The following is a 15,071-nucleotide window of genomic DNA, read 5'->3' as shown; positions in this document are numbered from 1 at the left end:
ATCTGCCTAGTCAGCCATCGGTGACGCTGCCGCGCACGCGTACTTCTGCGAGCGGCCCGACACTCCAGATTCCGAAAACTGCCCCCTAGCCACTTTCGCGAGCCTTGTATGAGCGGCCGACCATGTGGACATCGAGCTCTGGCAGGGTGCACACCACCGATGGCTCTCGATTTGATTACGATTGCCCGGTAACGGCGCTCCAAATTTCTCTAATTGCGACCGCCATTTAGATGATCGTGATGTGAGAGCTGACCGCTAACCTTTCAACACTTTAGCTTATGATGAAATAATCCATCGGATTATGGGCCGGTATTTGAGGGGCCATCTCCGCGATGCCGGTCGTCCCGTCGCCGTTCAGATCCTGGTGAAAAGTGGTCTCAGCTTGCTCAAGAGCGGTGCTGTTGCCACCTATCGCGCCGGTGTTGCTTACGAAGTTGCCGTTACTGTCTGTTGTCCAGATGGTGAATTGGTTCGTACCTGGGGTTTGCCACGCGATCTCAAAACCAGTGGGAATTTGCTCTGCTCCGACCGGAGTCCAGCCGCTGAACTGGCCCTGCTCCACCGGAGAGCCATAAAATTTGAGCTCGGGACCCGTCCCGCCCGCAACCGGGTTCATGTAGAAATTGCTACCGCTTTCAATCAGGCTGGTCACACCGAACGTTTCGATCGTAGTGACCGGGATGCCAATCGTCCCGTCGCCGTTCATATCCTGGTGAAAAATGGTCTCAGCTTGCTCCAGAGCGGTGCTGTTGCCACCTATCGCGCCGGTGTTGCTTACGAAGTTGCCGTTACTGTCTGTTGTCCAGATGGTGAATTGGTTCGTACCTGGGGTTTGCCACGCGATCTCAAAACCAGTGGGAATTTGCTCTGCTCCGACCGGAGTCCAGCCGCTGAACTGGCCCTGCTCCACCGGAGAGCCATAAAATCTGAGCTCGGGACCCGTCCCGCCCGCAACCGGGTTCATGTAGAAATTGCTTCCGCTTTCAATCAGGCTGGTCACGCCGAACGTTTCGATCGTAGTGACCGGGATGCCAATCGTCCCGTCGCCGGTCAGATCCTGGTGAAAAATGGTCTCGGCTTGCTCCAGAGCGGTGCTGTTGCCACCTATCGCGCCGGTGTTGCTTACGAAGTTGCCGTTACTGTCTGTTGTCCAGATGGTGAATTGGTTCGTGCCTGGGGTTTGCCACGCGATCTCAAAACCAGTGGGAATTTGCTCTGCTCCGACCGGAGTCCAGCCGCTGAACTGGCCCTGCTCCACCGGAGAGCCATAAAATTTGAGCTCGGGACCCGTCCCGCCCGCAACCGGGTTCATGTAGAAATTGCGACCGCTTTCAATCAGGCTGGTCACGCCGAACGTTTCGATCGTAGTGACCGGGATGCCAATCGTCCCGTCGCCGTTCAGATCCTGGTGAAAAATGGTCTCGGCTTGCTCCAGAGCGGTGCTGTTGCCACCTATCGCGCCGGTGTTGCTTACGAAGTTGCCGTTACTGTCTGTTGTCCAGATGGTGAATTGGTTCGTGCCTGGGGTTTGCCACGCGATCTCAAAGCCGGCGGAAATTTGCTCTGCTCCGATCGGAGTCCAGCTGCTGAATTGGCCCTGCACCACTGGGGAGCCATAAAACTTGAGCTCGGGCCCCGTCCCGCCCGCAACCGAGTTCGTGTAAAAATTGCCGCCGATTTCAATCAGGCTGGTCGCACCGAACGTTTCGATCGTAGTGACCGGGATGCTAATCGCCCCGTCACCGTTCAGATCTTGGTGAAAAATGGCCTCGGCTTGCTCCAGAGAAGTGCTGTTGCCTGCTAATGTACCGGTGTTGCTTACGAAGTTCCCGTTACTGTCCGTTGACCAGATGGTGAATTGGTTCGTGCCTGGGATTTGCCACACGATCTCAAAACCAGTGGGAATTTGCTCAGCTCCGATCGGAGTCCAGGTGCTGAATTGGCCCTGCTCCACCGGAGAGCCATAAAATTTGAGCTCGGGACCCGTCCCGCCCGCAACCGGGTTCATGTAGAAATTGCTACCGCTTTCAATCAGGCTGGTCACACCGAGAGTCTCGATGGAGATCGGCGGGTTCGCGAGCGAAGTGGCCGTAACCGTGAAATCAGCAAACTGGAAACTCTCTACACCCGTCACCGTATCGATGCCGTCCGGTGAAACGGAGCGCTGATCGGTAATGGTAAAGGTTTGTGTTGCAGAATTGTAGAGTACGACGTAGTTGGCTTCGTCGCCTGAATATACGACCGTATCGGTTCCGGCACCGCCGATGATAGTATCATTCCCGCCGCCGCCGATTATCGTATCGTTTCCCGCGCCGCCGTTCAGCACGTTGGCGATGGCGTTGCCTCTGATCGTGTCGTTACCGGAGCCGCCGGTGGCGTTGTCGATGTAGGAGCGCGCGTCGTTGTTGTAGAGATAGGCGTTGTAGACGTTGCCTGAGGCGTAATGGTCGTAGCCGAGATTTTGGTTGTCGCCGAGATTGGCCCGTTGCACGGTTGAGAACAGCGACGTCGCGCCGGGATTGAGATTGATGCTCAGATTCGTCGTGTAGTTGGACAGATCGTAGGTATCGATGCCGCCGCCGTCCCAGATCGTCTCGTAGATGCGGTTGGCCGAGTTGCCGGTGCCGCCGCCCGGCGCGAGTTGTCCGACACCGTTGATGAACTCCTGACCCGTGGTGGGATTCCAGGAGTAGACGGTGTTCCCACCCTGGGTCGCGTAGTTCGCGCCGTACATCGTCTGGAGCGCGAGGATATCGTTGGCCATATAGGTCTGCGGATATCCGTAAGCCTCGTTGCTGGAGCCGGCGGTCGTCGAGGCGCCGACATAGCTGCGATAGCTCATGATGGTATATTCGCTGTCGTCATGCGCACTCGGCACCGCGACATTGGCGGGACCGCCGGTCTCCTGGCTGTGCTTGAGACCGAGAGCGTGGCCCAGTTCGTGCATCGCGGTCGTGAAATAATAGTTGCCGAGCTTGGCCAGCGAGTAATCGTATTGGGTCCCAAACCAGACGTCGCCGCCGGCCGCATAGTCGCCGGGGTAGTAGGCGTAGGAGGTTGCGGGCTTCGACGACTGCGCGATCATGATGTTCGCGCCGTCGGTCCCCACGTACTGGATGCTGGCGTTGGTGTAGCCGAGGATCAGCCCGATCGCGTAGTTGATCGCCGCCTTCATCGCGCTTGGCGCCGAGGCGAAGCCAGACGATGTCGGCTCACTGTTGCCGCCGTAATAGGGATTGGAGTAGTCGCTGGCCGAGTCGGGAAAGCTGTAGGTGATCGTGCCGGTCCACTTGTAGCCCGACAGCAAGCCGTCAATATCAGCGTTGTTGGTGGCACCAACGGTGACAGAATTGGCCAATGGACTCTCCGGAGCAACGGATCACGCGATTCGCGGACGAAGGCGCATGATTCTAGCTTGAGAGTTATACGTTTGGTTAAAATTCGGCAGCGGCCTCCGGCCCCCTTTCATAAGGCAGTATTAGCCATCAAATCAAGTAGCGGTACGGGTCAAGGGCAACGATTCAGGTCCCGCCTGCGGGTATGATCTGTAAAGGAAATCATGAAACCAGGCCCATTTTCAGTCGGTCTCATCGGGGTCCTGGCGGTGTTCGCCGGGCCGGATCGTCTGCCCATCGGAGAACAGCCTGCCATGATCGGGAAAGCCAATGCAGACGACGGCGGCAAGGACGAAGGCAATGAAAGCGGTAAGGCGGGACGCGCCCCCTCCATGCCTATGGCCCGCGACCCCGCGGCGACGGTCACCCAAGAGTACGAGACCGCGCGTCAGAAGGGAACCCGGGAGGCGTTCGAGCTCTTCATTGCGCGCCACGGCGATGACCCGCTGGCCGAGCAGGCACGCGACGGGCTGAAGCGCCTGTCGCGCTGATCCCTTCATGCAGCGCAGCAAACCGCACCAAGCACTGCATTTTGACAGGCGGCATCCGCGCCAGCGCAGACTTGCCGCATGATGTTTCGGCACTATGGTGGCTCCCTAATCTGCCCCGGAGCCCTTAAATGCCCTTTCCGCAAGCCTCGGAAGCCCTGTCGCGCTTCACCGTGCTCGATCTGACCCGTGTCCGGTCCGGGCCGACCTGCGTGCGGCAGCTTGCGGATTGGGGCGCCAATGTCGTCAAGATTGACGCGCTGACCGAGGACTCCGGCGGCGAGCAGCCAGGCGGGCCTCGGCGGGGTTCCGACTTCCAGAATTTGCACCGCAACAAGCGGGCGATGACGCTAAACTTGAAGGACGAGCGCGGGCTCGCCGTGTTCAAGCGCCTCGCCGCCAAGGCCGACGTCGTGGTCGAGAATTTCCGCCCCGACGTGAAGAAGAAACTCGGCATCGACTATGAGAGCCTGCGCGTGATCAACCCGCGCATCGTCTATGGCAGCATCTCAGGCTTCGGCCAGGACGGGCCCTACCACAAGCGCCCCGGCTTCGATCAGATCGCCCAAGGCATGGGCGGACTGATGTCGATCACCGGCGCACCGGGCGGCGGGCCGATGCGGGTGGGCATTCCCGTGGCCGACCTCACCGCGGGCCTATTCTGTGCGACCGGCATCCTCACCGCGCTTCTGGAACGCGAGGTCTCGGGCCAGGGTCAGTGGGTGCAGACCTCGCTGTTGCAGGCGCAGATCTTCATGCTCGACTTCCAGGCCGCGCGCTGGCTGATGGAGAAGGAGGTCGCCAAGCAGGCCGGCAACAACCACCCGACCAGCATTCCGACCGGCGTGTTCAAGACCTCCGACGGCTACATCAACATCGCCACGACCGGCGGGCGGATCTGGGAACGCTGCGCCCAAGCGGTCGGCGCGCCGGAGCTGATCACCGACCCCGCTTATGCGACCGCGCCGGCCCGATCCAAGAACCGCGACGCGCTCAACGCCGAGATCGAGAAGCGCACCGTGACCAAGTCGACCGAAACCTGGGTCAGGGAGCTCAACGACGCCGGGGTGCCGTGTGGGCCGATCTATGCCATCGACCAGATGTTCGAGGACGCGCAGGTCAAACATCTCGGCATCGCGCAGGACGTCCCGAACGACGAGGACCGCCACATCAAACTAGTCGGCCAGCCCGTGACGCTGTCGCGCACGCCGAGCAAGATGGTGGCGCGGCCGCCGGGATTCGGCGAGCAGACCGACGAGGTGCTGAAGGAGTTCGGCTTCGCCCCTGACGAAATCGCCGAACTGAGGCGAGTGAAGGTCGTTTGACGTCGTGCAGCGCTAACGCGCTAGGCCTGCGCGCGGCTCGGGGATCGTTTCGCGGGCCCGCCCGAAGCGATCTGCCACGGCGATTTCGCACCGAAGATTATCATGCTCCAGGGAGCATAACCGCGCGTCATCGTCGTGGCCCGGCGGCCTGCTCGGGCGCGCATCTGAAACGGTGCCGGTCCTTGCCCGCATCACCCAAATTCTCGAGCTGCCCCGCTAGGTTGCCTTCTCGCCTGATCTGCGAATCGGCCTTCCCGTCAGCAATGATCCGTTGATTTATATCGCTCTACGATATATTTCCGGCGCCGGCCAATGTGATTGACGCCACTTCATCATCCTCACAATCGCGTTATCCCGATCGGACTGAGATGCCCCGCCCCATCCCCGCCAATTCCCTGCCGCGCCTCGGTGACTTCACGACAGACCGGCGCGTTCTCGTGCTGGTCGCCATGGCGGTCTTTGTCGGCGCGGGTGGCGCCGGTACGGCATGGCTGTTGCTGCGCGCCATCGCGCTCGTCACAAATGCCGTGTGGCTGCACACGCTGAGCACGCAGACCCTCCCGACAGCCAATCTGAAACCCGACGCCTGGATGGTTGCGGCCCCGGCCTTTGGCGGCCTCGTCATCGGCCTGATGGCGCGCTTCGGTTCCGAAAAAATTCGCGGCCACGGTATTCCCGAGGCGATCGAGGCAATTCTGATCGGCGGCAGCCGTTTGCAACCGAAAGTCGCCGTCCTCAAGCCGCTATCGTCGGCGATATCGATCGGCACCGGCGGGCCATTCGGCGCAGAGGGTCCGATCATCATGACCGGCGGTGCGGTCGGCTCTCTCTTCGCGCAATGCTTCCACCTCAGCGCGGCCGAACGCAAGGCGTTGCTGGTGGCCGGTGCCGCGGCAGGCATGACGGCCATCTTCGGAACACCGATCGCGGCCGTCATGCTCGCCGTCGAGCTTCTCCTGCTCGAGCTGAAGCCACGCAGCCTGATCCCCGTGATCGCCGCCTGCGTGGTCTCGTCGTCGCTGCGGCCCTGGCTGATCGGCAGCGGCGCACTGTTTCCGTTCGCCGGCCAGCTCGATCTGCCTTGGTGGGGGCCGCTTGCCTGCGTCGGCGTCGGCGTGGTCGCGGGATTGCAATCGGGATTGCTGACCACGCTGCTGTACAAGGCCGAGATTTTTTCAGTCACCTGCCGATCCACTGGATGTGGTGGCCGGCGATCGGCGGACTGTTCGTCGGCGCCGGCGGCTTGATCGAACCGCGGGCGCTCGGTGTCGGCTACGACATCATCGGCGACCTGCTCAACGACAACGTTGTGGTATCAGTCGCGTTGCTGATCCTGCTGGTAAAATCCGCGATCTGGATCGTCGCTCTCGCGTCGGGCACATCCGGGGGCGTCCTCGCGCCGCTTCTCATTTTCGGCGGCTGCGTCGGCTGGCTCGAAGGACAATTGCTGCCGGGGCCGCATGGGGCATGGGCGCTCGTCGGCATGGCCGCGATGATGGGCGGCACCATGCGCTCGCCGTTGACCGGTATCCTGTTCGCCGTCGAACTGACCGGCGACTTTCCGCTGCTCGGATCGCTTCTGATTGCCACGAGCGCCTCCTATGCGCTCACCGTGCTGCTGCTCAAGCGCTCGATCCTCACGGAGAAGATCGCGCGGCGCGGCCAGCATGTGGTGCGCGAATACGATATCGATCCGTTCGAACTGCTGCGCGTCAACGAAGTGATGGTGACGGACGTCGATACGCTGCCCACAACGATGACGGTCGGCGAAGCGATGTCGTTCTTCTCCGGGGACGAGCGGCGTCACAAGTCCAACCCGCTGATCGATGCAGGCGGTCAGGTCTCGGGTCTCGTGGGCCGCGCGGACGTCTTGCGCTGGCGCGCACGAACCGGTGTCACATCTTGCGGATCGGATGGTTCTGGCCGACGTCGGGCGCGTGCCGATCGTCGAACGCGCGACCGGGCATCTCGTCGGCCTGGTTGCCCGCAAGGATATCCTGCGCATTCGAGCCACCGCAAGGTCCGTCGAGAAGCAGCGCTCGGCCTTCATCGGCCTTGGCGCCGCAGCCCGTCAGAAAAGGTGACCGCCCTTAACGAAGCGCGGCTTTAGACAGCGGATGCGCCTCGCCGACGAGGTCATACAACTCTCTTTGCTAGTTCGTATCTTGGATAGCTATCCGGCGAGGAAGAAGGAGCCATAAAACGCTGTGTAGCAGACACAAGCGAGCCGTGTTCCCTGCCAAAGGCTCGTCTTAGCAAGAGCAAGAGCCGTTCCAAAAGCAATTAAAGCGAGAGCTTGTTGCATGCGCTAATCATTCGTGAGTTGCGCATACCGGACGCTGCAGAAATACTGACCTGGCTATGGATCCCCTGTTGCTAATTGTCGGCGTTGTGGCCATTTTGGCTGTTGGCGCCACGTTCGCGGTGATCACCTATTTCGATGTTAGAGCTGAGCGCAGGCGCCAACGGTAAGGCCGCCACTGTTCATTTCGGTTTTTAGCGGTTCAATGCTCGCATGATTCCGATACGGGCAAACATTGTCGGGCTGCCGCCTTCCGCCACCAGGATCAGTGCTGCTTCGCGGCTTGCCATTCCGGCGCGGAGTGCTCTTTCTTCGGCAGCGTGGCGATGTACTCGCCGGCGTCGAGCAGCGTCACCAGTACGCGATCACCGATCCTGGATCCTCGAACGGCCGACGCCGTCCTCGTTCCGTCACACCGCCCCCGGTTACCAATAGCCCATGCCACCGATAGGCCTGGCGTTCCAGTTGAAGTCCGGTCGTACGTCTGCGCCACGCCAACTCCGGCTGGCGAGTTTTTATCGCTGACGCGGAACCCCGCCGAAGGCCCGTCAGTTTTATTGAACGGGCGATTCCTTTGCTGAGAGGCGGTGCGTCATGGACTGTCTCAGCCTTGTCATACCGGCCACTATTGGCATGCTGGCGGGTTTGTTCTTCCTGGGCCACAGTAAGATTGATCGGCGGAGACGGTGACGCAATTACCCCGGGTCTACATGAGTATAGAGGACCCGCCCGTTCGCGCTGGGGAGCCTTCTTTGCACGCCCGGCAAACTCCCCTTTGACGCGGCCGAGAAGGCTGTCACATTACTTGACAGACAAGGTGCCAGTTTGGCAGGCGCTGGGATTTCAGAGCCCAGACCGGAATACGCGGCGAATGCTGCCGAGCGAATATATTCCGCTTGTGCAGCGTTCAGTATCCTCTCAATTTCGGGAGTTCGGCGTGTTTGATGCTGAAATAACTGCGCTGCACAGGGCGGTGCTCGAGGAAGTTTGCGAAAATATTCCTGTAAGCGAGACGGGCGCCAGAGCGTACGTTGCCTCGAAGCTGCTGGATGCCGCAGCACACGGACAGCTCGCAACCGACGCGTTGAAAGCGTGGGGCCGCAAGGCCCTCGACCCACCAACGATGTGGCCCTGATTATCCGCTCATCACTCGATCACATCGTGCTCGAATGCGACGCCGTCAAAAGTGCGTTTAGGTCAATGTTGCTTTCTTTTAGCATGCAATTAAGCGCGATATGGAATACCACAGGTTGCATAAGCAGGGGACGCTTATGGATTGGGCGGAACGAACTTATCTGTTCAGCTTTGTCGTGCTGTCGATCTTCAACTGGTATGGATGATTTTATCGCTGTGAGCCGTGCTACGCGGGGCCTTAGCACGCATCGTGCGGTTAGGTCTTGGTGCGTGTCGTTCGGTTGGATTGCGCTACTCGCGATTGTTGCCTACGCGATCGCTAACCTTCCCTGGTAAGGCATCAAGCAACTGCGCTCAACACAACGGCCTTTTCTTTATGCTCAGCGTAGCCACCAGCACCGCTGCCAATAAAACCCAGCCGACGATATGAACGATAGTCGTAGAACCGTACCCTCAAGATTATCAGGGTAGTGCCTTGGCCCCGAGAAAGGTTCAAAATCTTCGTGTGATCGCTGGCGCGTGCGGTCGCTAGTTAGTGACTGGAATCAGGGGCTTTGAACGCTGGTCGGTGGAGTGGAAGCCTTCTGGCGGAAGATCGATCTGATCGTCTATGGCGGGCTCGCCGCCGTTCTTGCCTCCCAAGCCGCTGCCTCGATCCGCCTCGCCCAGAAGAGCGGCAGACTGCCAGCTCATGGTCGAGCCGACCAAACCGTTTGACCAGGACTCCCAGAATCTGCATCGCAACAAGCGGGTGATGAGTAAGCGTCGTTCTCAGGCCACGGCTTTGAGGTCGTGACGGCAATAGGCCCACGGAAGCAGCTCATCGATGTTGCTGTTTGGATGGCCGTTGACGATCCTGGTGAGGGCATCGGTCAGATAGGCAAGCGGATCGACATCGTTCAGCTTACAGGTTTCGATCAGGGAAGCGATGATGGCCCAGTGCTCGGCGCCGCCGTCGGAGCCTGCGAACAGCGCATTCTTCCGGTTGAGCGTGATCGGGCGGATTGATCGCTCGACCGCGTTGTTGTCGAGCTCGATACGGCCATCTTCGATGAAGCGCGTCAGGCCTTCCCAGCGTGAGAGCGCATAGCGGATGGCGTCGGCTAGCTTGCCCTTTTGGCTGATTAAAGCGAGCTTTGCGCGGAGCCACCGTTCGAAGGCTTCCGCCAGCGGCCGACCCTTCTGCTGCCGGACGAGGCGGCGCTCCTCGGCGCTGCGGCCACGGATGTCCTTCTCGATCGCGTAGAACTCGGCGATGTGCTGAAGCGCTTCGCTTGCGATGGGCGCGGGACCGGGTGTGGCAAGTTCGTAGAAGTTACGCCGCATATGCGACCAGCAGAATGCAAGCTGAACCTCGCCACGCTCGGCGAGCTTGCCATAGCCGGCATAGCCATCGACCTGCAGGATCCCCTTGAAGCCTGCAAGATGGGCGATCGGTCGGTCGGCTTTGCGATCGGGCGCATAGACATAGGCGACGCCCGGCGGATCGGCGCCGCCCCATGGCCGGTCGTCCGCCGCATAGGCCCAGAGCTGACCGGTCTTGGTGCGCCCGCGGCCGGGATCGAGCACCGGCATCGTCGTTTCATCGGCAAACAGCTTTGGCCGTTGCCTGAGCTTGCCAAGGAGGCGCTCATGCAACGGACGCAGGTGGAAGGCAGCTTGTCCCACCCAGTCCGCCAACGTCGAACGATCGAGCTCAATGCTCTGGCGGGCGTAAATCTGGGCCTGCCGGTAGAGCGGCAGGTGATCGGCATATTTGGAGACCAGGACCTGGGCGACGGTGGCCTCGGTCGGTAATCCGCCCTCGATCAGCCGGGCCGGGGCCGGCGCCTGCATGATGCCGTCCTCGCAAGCCCGGCAGGCGTATTTGGGACGCCGGGTCACGAGGATCCGGAACTGCGCCGGGACCAGGTCCAGCCGCTCGCTCCGATCCTCGCCGATCCGGTGCAACTCGCCCTGGCAACAGGGACAGGTCTTGTCCTCGATGTCGACGACGACCTCGATCCGCGGCAGGTGCGTCGGCAAGGCACCACGGTTGCCGCGGCGCTTGCGAGCCCGCGCCTCACGGCCTTCAGGTGCGCTCACGTCCTGCGCTTGCCGGCGCCGGTACCACGGCCTCCACCACCGCTGGCACAAACTGGACTTTGTCCGCTTCGGAATGACCGCCTGCTGCTTCTCGCAACTGGCGGCGCCAACCAAACAACTGCTGCGGCGACAATCCATGCCGTCGGGCCACGGAACACACCGAGTCGCCACTCGCCACGATCTCGGCGACGATCCGCGCCTTGTCGTCGTCGCTCCACTTCCGCCGACGACCGGCTCCGGTGAAGACCTCAAGCCGCCGCACCGGCTCCGCGATAGCACTATGCACTGTGTCCATTCTAAGCCTAACGGTCCGAACAAACCACAGACTCGCAGATCACCACGTCATCCGGTAGGTGGCCGCTGAACAGCGCTTACGGTGATGACGCTGAACCTGAAGGACGAACGCGGGCTCACCGTGTTCAAGCGCCTCGCGGCCAAGGCGGACGTGGTGGTCGAGAATCTCCGGCCCGACGTCTAGAAGAAGCTCGACATACGATCAATCCGGGCATCGTTTAAGGCAGCATCTCCGGCTTCGGCTAGGACGGCCCCTATCACAAGCGGCCGGGCTTCGATCAGATCGCGCAGGGCCTCGAAAGACTAAGGGAGGCGGACGTCGTCTGAGTCCACTCACGACAGGGGCAGTCTCGCATTGGGTAAAACGTTGGTTGGCTGTCCGTTCGGGGCCGCCAGGCCCGACCGGATAAGCCTGATTGCCCCTCCATCCCGGTTTTCACGAAAAAAGAGCCTCCGTTCGGGCTGTTCCTAGTTGTTCATGCAAGGCTGCTTTAACCACAGGTGCTCTAGATTTCATCCCATCAAAGCGGAATGAACCCCAATGGCGATCGATTCCCGGACGGTTAGCTACAGCGTAAGCGATGTTCTCAGGCCACGCGCCAGCGTTCTTGGGTAGCGAGATAGGCCCAGGGTAGCAGTTCGTCGATCTGGCTGTTCGGGTGGTCGTTGACGATGCGGGTGATGACGTCGGCGAGATAGGCGTGGGGTTCGACGCCGATGAGCTTGCAGGTTTCGATCAGTGAGGCGATGACGGCCCAGTGTTCGCCGCCGCCGTCCGAGCCAGCGAACAGGGCGTTCTTGCGGTTGAGCGCGATTGGGCGGATAGCGCGCTCGACGACGTTGGAATCGATCTCGACGCGGCCGTCGGCAATGAAGCGCGTCAGCCCGTCCCAACGCGACAGCGCATATCGGACGGCCTCCGCGAGTTTGGTCTTCTGGCTAATCAGACCAAGCTTGGCGCGCAGCCAGGGTTCGAACTCGTCGGCGATCGGCCGGCTCTTCTCTTGGCGGACGGCGCGACGCTCGTCGGCGGTGCGGCCGCGGATCTCGGCTTCGATGACGTAGAGCCCGGCGATACGTTCGAGTGCCTCGCTGGCGATCGGTGCGGGACCGGCCGCGGCGAGTTCGTAGAAGCGCCGGCGCACATGGGACCAGCAGAACGCCAGTTCTACGTCACCGCGCTCGGCCAGGACCCGATAGCCGGCATAGCCGTCGACCTGGAGGATGCCGGCAAAACCCGCGAGGTGGACGATCGGCCGTTCGGCCTTGCGATCGGGAGCGTAGACATAGGCGACGGCGGGCGGGTCCGTGCCGCCCCAGGGCCGGTCGTCGCGGGCATAGGCCCAGAGCTGGCCGGTCTTGGTGCGGCCGCGTCCGGGATCGAGCACCGGGGCGGTGGTCTCGTCGGCAAATAGTTTTGGCGACTGCTTCAGCCTCGCGAGCAGTCGCTCATGCACCGGCCGCAACAGGAAGGCTGCCCGCCCGACCCAATCGGCCAGGGTCGAGCGATCCAGCTCGAGGCCCTGGCGGGCGTAAATTTGAGCCTGCCGATACAGCGGCAGATGGTCGGCATATTTGGCGACGAGTACCTGCGCCACGGTGGCTTCGGTCGGTAGCCCGCCCTCGATCAGCCGCGCTGGCGCCGGTGCCTGTACCATGGTCTCGCAGGCCCGGCAGGCATACTTCGGCCGCCTTACGACTAGGACCCGGAACTGGGCCGGGACGATATCCAGTCGTTCGCTCACATCCTCGCCGATCCGGTGCAGCGCCTGCTGACAGCACGGGCAGGCGTGATCGTCGAGGTCGACCAGCATCTCGACCCGCGGCAGATGCGCCGGCAACGCTCCTCTGTTCCTGCGGCGCCGTGCGGCTCGGCTCGATCGCTCGGCAGCATTGGCTGCATCGGTCGCCGCATCACTGCTCGCCTCGACCTGCTCGACCTCCTCCAGGCCGAGCAGCAACTGGTCCTCCGGCAGCGTCTCGGCCCGGCGGCCGAAGCGATGACGCTGCAACTCCTTGATGATCTGCTCGAGCCGCGCGGCGCGCGCCCGTTCGGCCAGCAGCATCGCCTTGAGCGTGCCGGGATCGTCCGGAAGCGTGTCGGCCGTCGTCGCCATGATGCGATTACACCATGCGTCGCGGCATCCCGCGAGCGCGACATGCATACTGATTCACTGTGCCGCAGTTCAACTCGCTTGGATCGGCGACGGTGTCTCGCGCGCGGCGTGGACGCGCTTCCAGTCTAGTCCTTCGAGCAAGGCTGACAGCTGCGCCGCGGTCAGGCGAATGACGCCGTCCTGCACGTTGGGCCAGCAGAACGAACCGGTCTCAAGCCGCTTGGCGAACAGGCACACACCCGTGCCGTCCCAATAGATCAGCTTTACCCGGTCGGCGCGCTTGGCGCGGAACACATACACGGCGCCGGAGAACGGATCGGCCTGGATGCTCTCACGCACCAGGGCCGCGAGCCCTTCGGCACCCTTGCGGAAGTCGACCGGCCTGGTCGCCACCATCACCCGCACCGCGCCCGTCGGACCGATCACGTGCAGGTCTTCAGCGCATGGATCACGGCCGCAATCGTCGCGGCATCCGCGCCGCGGCCGACCCGGACCGCGACGCCGTTGATCTCGAGCTCGATGATGCTGCTGTTCTCGGCGCCCTCGAGCGCCTTCCGGAGGCGTCGGCACTGCCGCGGTGAGCGCTCCGGCGGCGTGGACGATGGGGTAACGACAGCGGGCACGAACGTCTGCGGCTCGGGAGCCACAGGGATCGCAACCGGCTGTCGCATTTGCCGGCGCCACGTAAACAGCTGTTGCGGCGACAATCCGTGCCGCCGCGCGACCTCCGATACCACGGCTCCCGGGGCCAGCGTCTCCTCGACGAACCGCGCCTTGTCGTCGGCCGAGAACTGCCGGCGTCGGCCGCTCTCCGTGATGACCTCGACCAGACGAACCGAGGTCCTGGGCTCAAGCATATGTTCAAGCTTAGACACAAGCCGATCTCCAATCAGAGATCGATCATTCCTCGCTCGACGCCTTCAATGGAAGGTGGGACCGAAACAGCGCTTACGCTACAGCATCATTGTCCCGGTCTTCAATGAGGAGGCCGTTCTCCCGATATTGCTGCGCCGGCTCGACCTGCTGCTGACCCGGCTCAACGGGCCGGCGGAGGTCATTATCGTCGACGATGGCAGCAGCGATTCCGGCACCATCGTGCTGGAAGCACTCGTCAAACGCGATCCGCGCTATCGCTTGATCGCCCTGTCGCGCAATTTCGGCCACCAAGTCGCTATTACCGCCGGCATGGACGCGGCGCAGGGCCAAGCGATTGTGGTTATGGATGCCGATCTGCAGGACCCGCCTGAGGTCGTGGAGCAACTCATCGCCAAATGGGAAGAAGGTTACGAAGTCGTCTATGCGCGGCGCCTGTCGCGCGCTGGCGAAAGCCGGTTTAAGCGCTCGACGGCCCATCTGTTCTACCGGATACTCGGGCGCATGACCTCGGTTCGGATTCCGGCCGACGTCGGTGACTTCCGCCTGATCGATCGCAAGGTGCTCGACGCGCTGCGCCAGATGCCGGAGCGGGACCGCTTCGTGCGCGGCATGATCGCCTGGCTCGGCTTCCGGCAGACTGAAGTGACCTTCCATCGCCTTGAGCGCGCGGCCGGCGAAACAAAATATCCTCTGCTCAAGATGACCCGTCTTGCGTTGGCTGCAGCGCTCGGCTTTTCCGATGTGCCCTTACGCCTGGCAATCTGGTGTGGGCTCGTGGTGTCGTGCCTGGCCCTCCTCTACGGCGGCTGGGTGCTTGTGCTGTGGATGAGCAAGGACAGCCACCTGGTTGCCGGCTGGTCCTCGACCATGGTCGTCATATCGCTCCTAAGCGGACTTAACATGCTCATGACGGGCATCGTCGGGCTCTACATCGGCCGCATTCATGCCGAGGTGAAACACCGTCCACTCTACGTCGTGCAGAAGCGGTTGGGCTTCGATCGCGCCCAGGCTGCGCCGGCGAGCGCCGCAGCTCACGCCATGCACGAATAGTGAGC

General features: G+C 62.0%; 9 protein-coding genes and 3 pseudogenes. 6 read left to right on the top strand and 6 right to left on the bottom strand.

Annotated elements, in window-relative coordinates:
- Nucleotides 1-271: 271 nt before the first annotated feature.
- A complete protein-coding gene (locus tag ACVJ5M_RS16345; protein ID WP_354132221.1) occupies nucleotides 272-3,358 on the bottom strand; it encodes a M10 family metallopeptidase C-terminal domain-containing protein in 3,087 nt (1,028 codons plus the stop codon).
- Between the two features lie 291 nt (nucleotides 3,359-3,649).
- Here ACVJ5M_RS16345 and ACVJ5M_RS16340 point away from each other — a divergent pair, with 291 nt between their 5' ends.
- The 4 genes and pseudogenes from ACVJ5M_RS16340 to ACVJ5M_RS16325 all read left to right on the top strand — a co-directional run bounded on the left by ACVJ5M_RS16340 (nucleotide 3,650) and on the right by ACVJ5M_RS16325 (nucleotide 8,645).
- Entirely contained in the window at nucleotides 3,650-3,886 is a 237-nt protein-coding gene (locus ACVJ5M_RS16340; RefSeq protein WP_456679357.1) for a hypothetical protein, read from the top strand.
- A gap of 128 nt (nucleotides 3,887-4,014) precedes the next feature.
- Nucleotides 4,015-5,208 carry a CaiB/BaiF CoA transferase family protein gene (locus tag ACVJ5M_RS16335; protein ID WP_354100508.1) on the top strand — a complete coding sequence of 398 codons (1,194 nt, stop codon included), beginning with the start codon at nucleotides 4,015-4,017 and terminating at the stop codon, nucleotides 5,206-5,208.
- A gap of 368 nt (nucleotides 5,209-5,576) precedes the next feature.
- Nucleotides 5,577-7,292: pseudogene (locus tag ACVJ5M_RS16330) on the top strand (chloride channel protein).
- Between the two features lie 1,023 nt (nucleotides 7,293-8,315).
- Nucleotides 8,316-8,645 carry a hypothetical protein gene (locus ACVJ5M_RS16325; RefSeq protein WP_456679356.1) on the top strand — a complete coding sequence of 110 codons (330 nt, stop codon included), beginning with the start codon at nucleotides 8,316-8,318 and terminating at the stop codon, nucleotides 8,643-8,645.
- Between the two features lie 770 nt (nucleotides 8,646-9,415).
- On the opposite strand, the pseudogene tnpC (ACVJ5M_RS16320) reads toward ACVJ5M_RS16325, so the two are convergent.
- Nucleotides 9,416-10,711: pseudogene (gene tnpC / locus ACVJ5M_RS16320) on the bottom strand (IS66 family transposase); the annotation flags it as partial.
- A gap of 4 nt (nucleotides 10,712-10,715) precedes the next feature.
- Nucleotides 10,716-11,024 carry an IS66-like element accessory protein TnpA gene (gene tnpA, locus ACVJ5M_RS16315; protein ID WP_354100509.1) on the bottom strand — a complete coding sequence of 103 codons (309 nt, stop codon included), beginning with the start codon at nucleotides 11,022-11,024 and terminating at the stop codon, nucleotides 10,716-10,718.
- Nucleotides 11,025-11,108: 84 nt separating this feature from the next.
- Between tnpA (ACVJ5M_RS16315) and ACVJ5M_RS16310 the strand changes: the two are divergent.
- A pseudogene (locus ACVJ5M_RS16310) lies at nucleotides 11,109-11,266 on the top strand (CoA transferase); the annotation flags it as partial.
- A 344-nt stretch (nucleotides 11,267-11,610) separates the two neighbouring features.
- Here ACVJ5M_RS16310 and tnpC (ACVJ5M_RS16305) read toward each other — a convergent pair.
- The 3 genes from tnpC (ACVJ5M_RS16305) to tnpA (ACVJ5M_RS16295) form a co-directional block, all read right to left on the bottom strand.
- Nucleotides 11,611-13,140, bottom strand: coding sequence for an IS66 family transposase (gene tnpC / locus ACVJ5M_RS16305; protein WP_283018506.1), 1,530 nt, complete (start codon nucleotides 13,138-13,140; stop codon nucleotides 11,611-11,613).
- Nucleotides 13,141-13,209: 69 nt separating this feature from the next.
- Nucleotides 13,210-13,566 (bottom strand): IS66 family insertion sequence element accessory protein TnpB, encoded by a 357-nt coding sequence (gene tnpB / locus ACVJ5M_RS16300; protein ID WP_007606730.1) that lies wholly within the window; start codon nucleotides 13,564-13,566, stop codon nucleotides 13,210-13,212.
- Complete coding sequence (gene tnpA, locus ACVJ5M_RS16295) at nucleotides 13,563-14,015, bottom strand: IS66-like element accessory protein TnpA (RefSeq protein ID WP_456679355.1); 453 nt, start codon at nucleotides 14,013-14,015, stop codon at nucleotides 13,563-13,565. Before tnpA (ACVJ5M_RS16295) ends, tnpB begins: the two co-directional genes overlap by 4 nt.
- 127 nt (nucleotides 14,016-14,142) lie before the next feature.
- Between tnpA (ACVJ5M_RS16295) and ACVJ5M_RS16290 the strand changes: the two genes are divergently transcribed.
- Nucleotides 14,143-15,066 carry a glycosyltransferase family 2 protein gene (locus ACVJ5M_RS16290; RefSeq protein WP_456679354.1) on the top strand — a complete coding sequence of 308 codons (924 nt, stop codon included), beginning with the start codon at nucleotides 14,143-14,145 and terminating at the stop codon, nucleotides 15,064-15,066.
- The last annotated feature ends 5 nt before the right edge of the window (nucleotides 15,067-15,071 follow it).

The organism is Bradyrhizobium sp. S3.7.6 (genome assembly GCF_054061875.1).
This window is presented reverse-complemented; position numbering and strand designations above follow the sequence as displayed.

What these genes read in the sequence shown, in the direction of transcription:
- ACVJ5M_RS16335 (WP_354100508.1), top strand. Translation starts at nt 4,015, where the DNA reads ATGCCCTTTCCGCAAGCCTCGGAAGCCCTGTCGCGCTTCACCGTGCTC.
- ACVJ5M_RS16340 (WP_456679357.1), top strand. Translation starts at nt 3,650, where the DNA reads ATGATCGGGAAAGCCAATGCAGACGACGGCGGCAAGGACGAAGGCAAT.
- tnpC (WP_283018506.1), bottom strand. Translation starts at nt 13,140, where the DNA reads ATGGCGACGACGGCCGACACGCTTCCGGACGATCCCGGCACGCTCAAG.
- tnpA (WP_354100509.1), bottom strand. Translation starts at nt 11,024, where the DNA reads ATGGACACAGTGCATAGTGCTATCGCGGAGCCGGTGCGGCGGCTTGAG.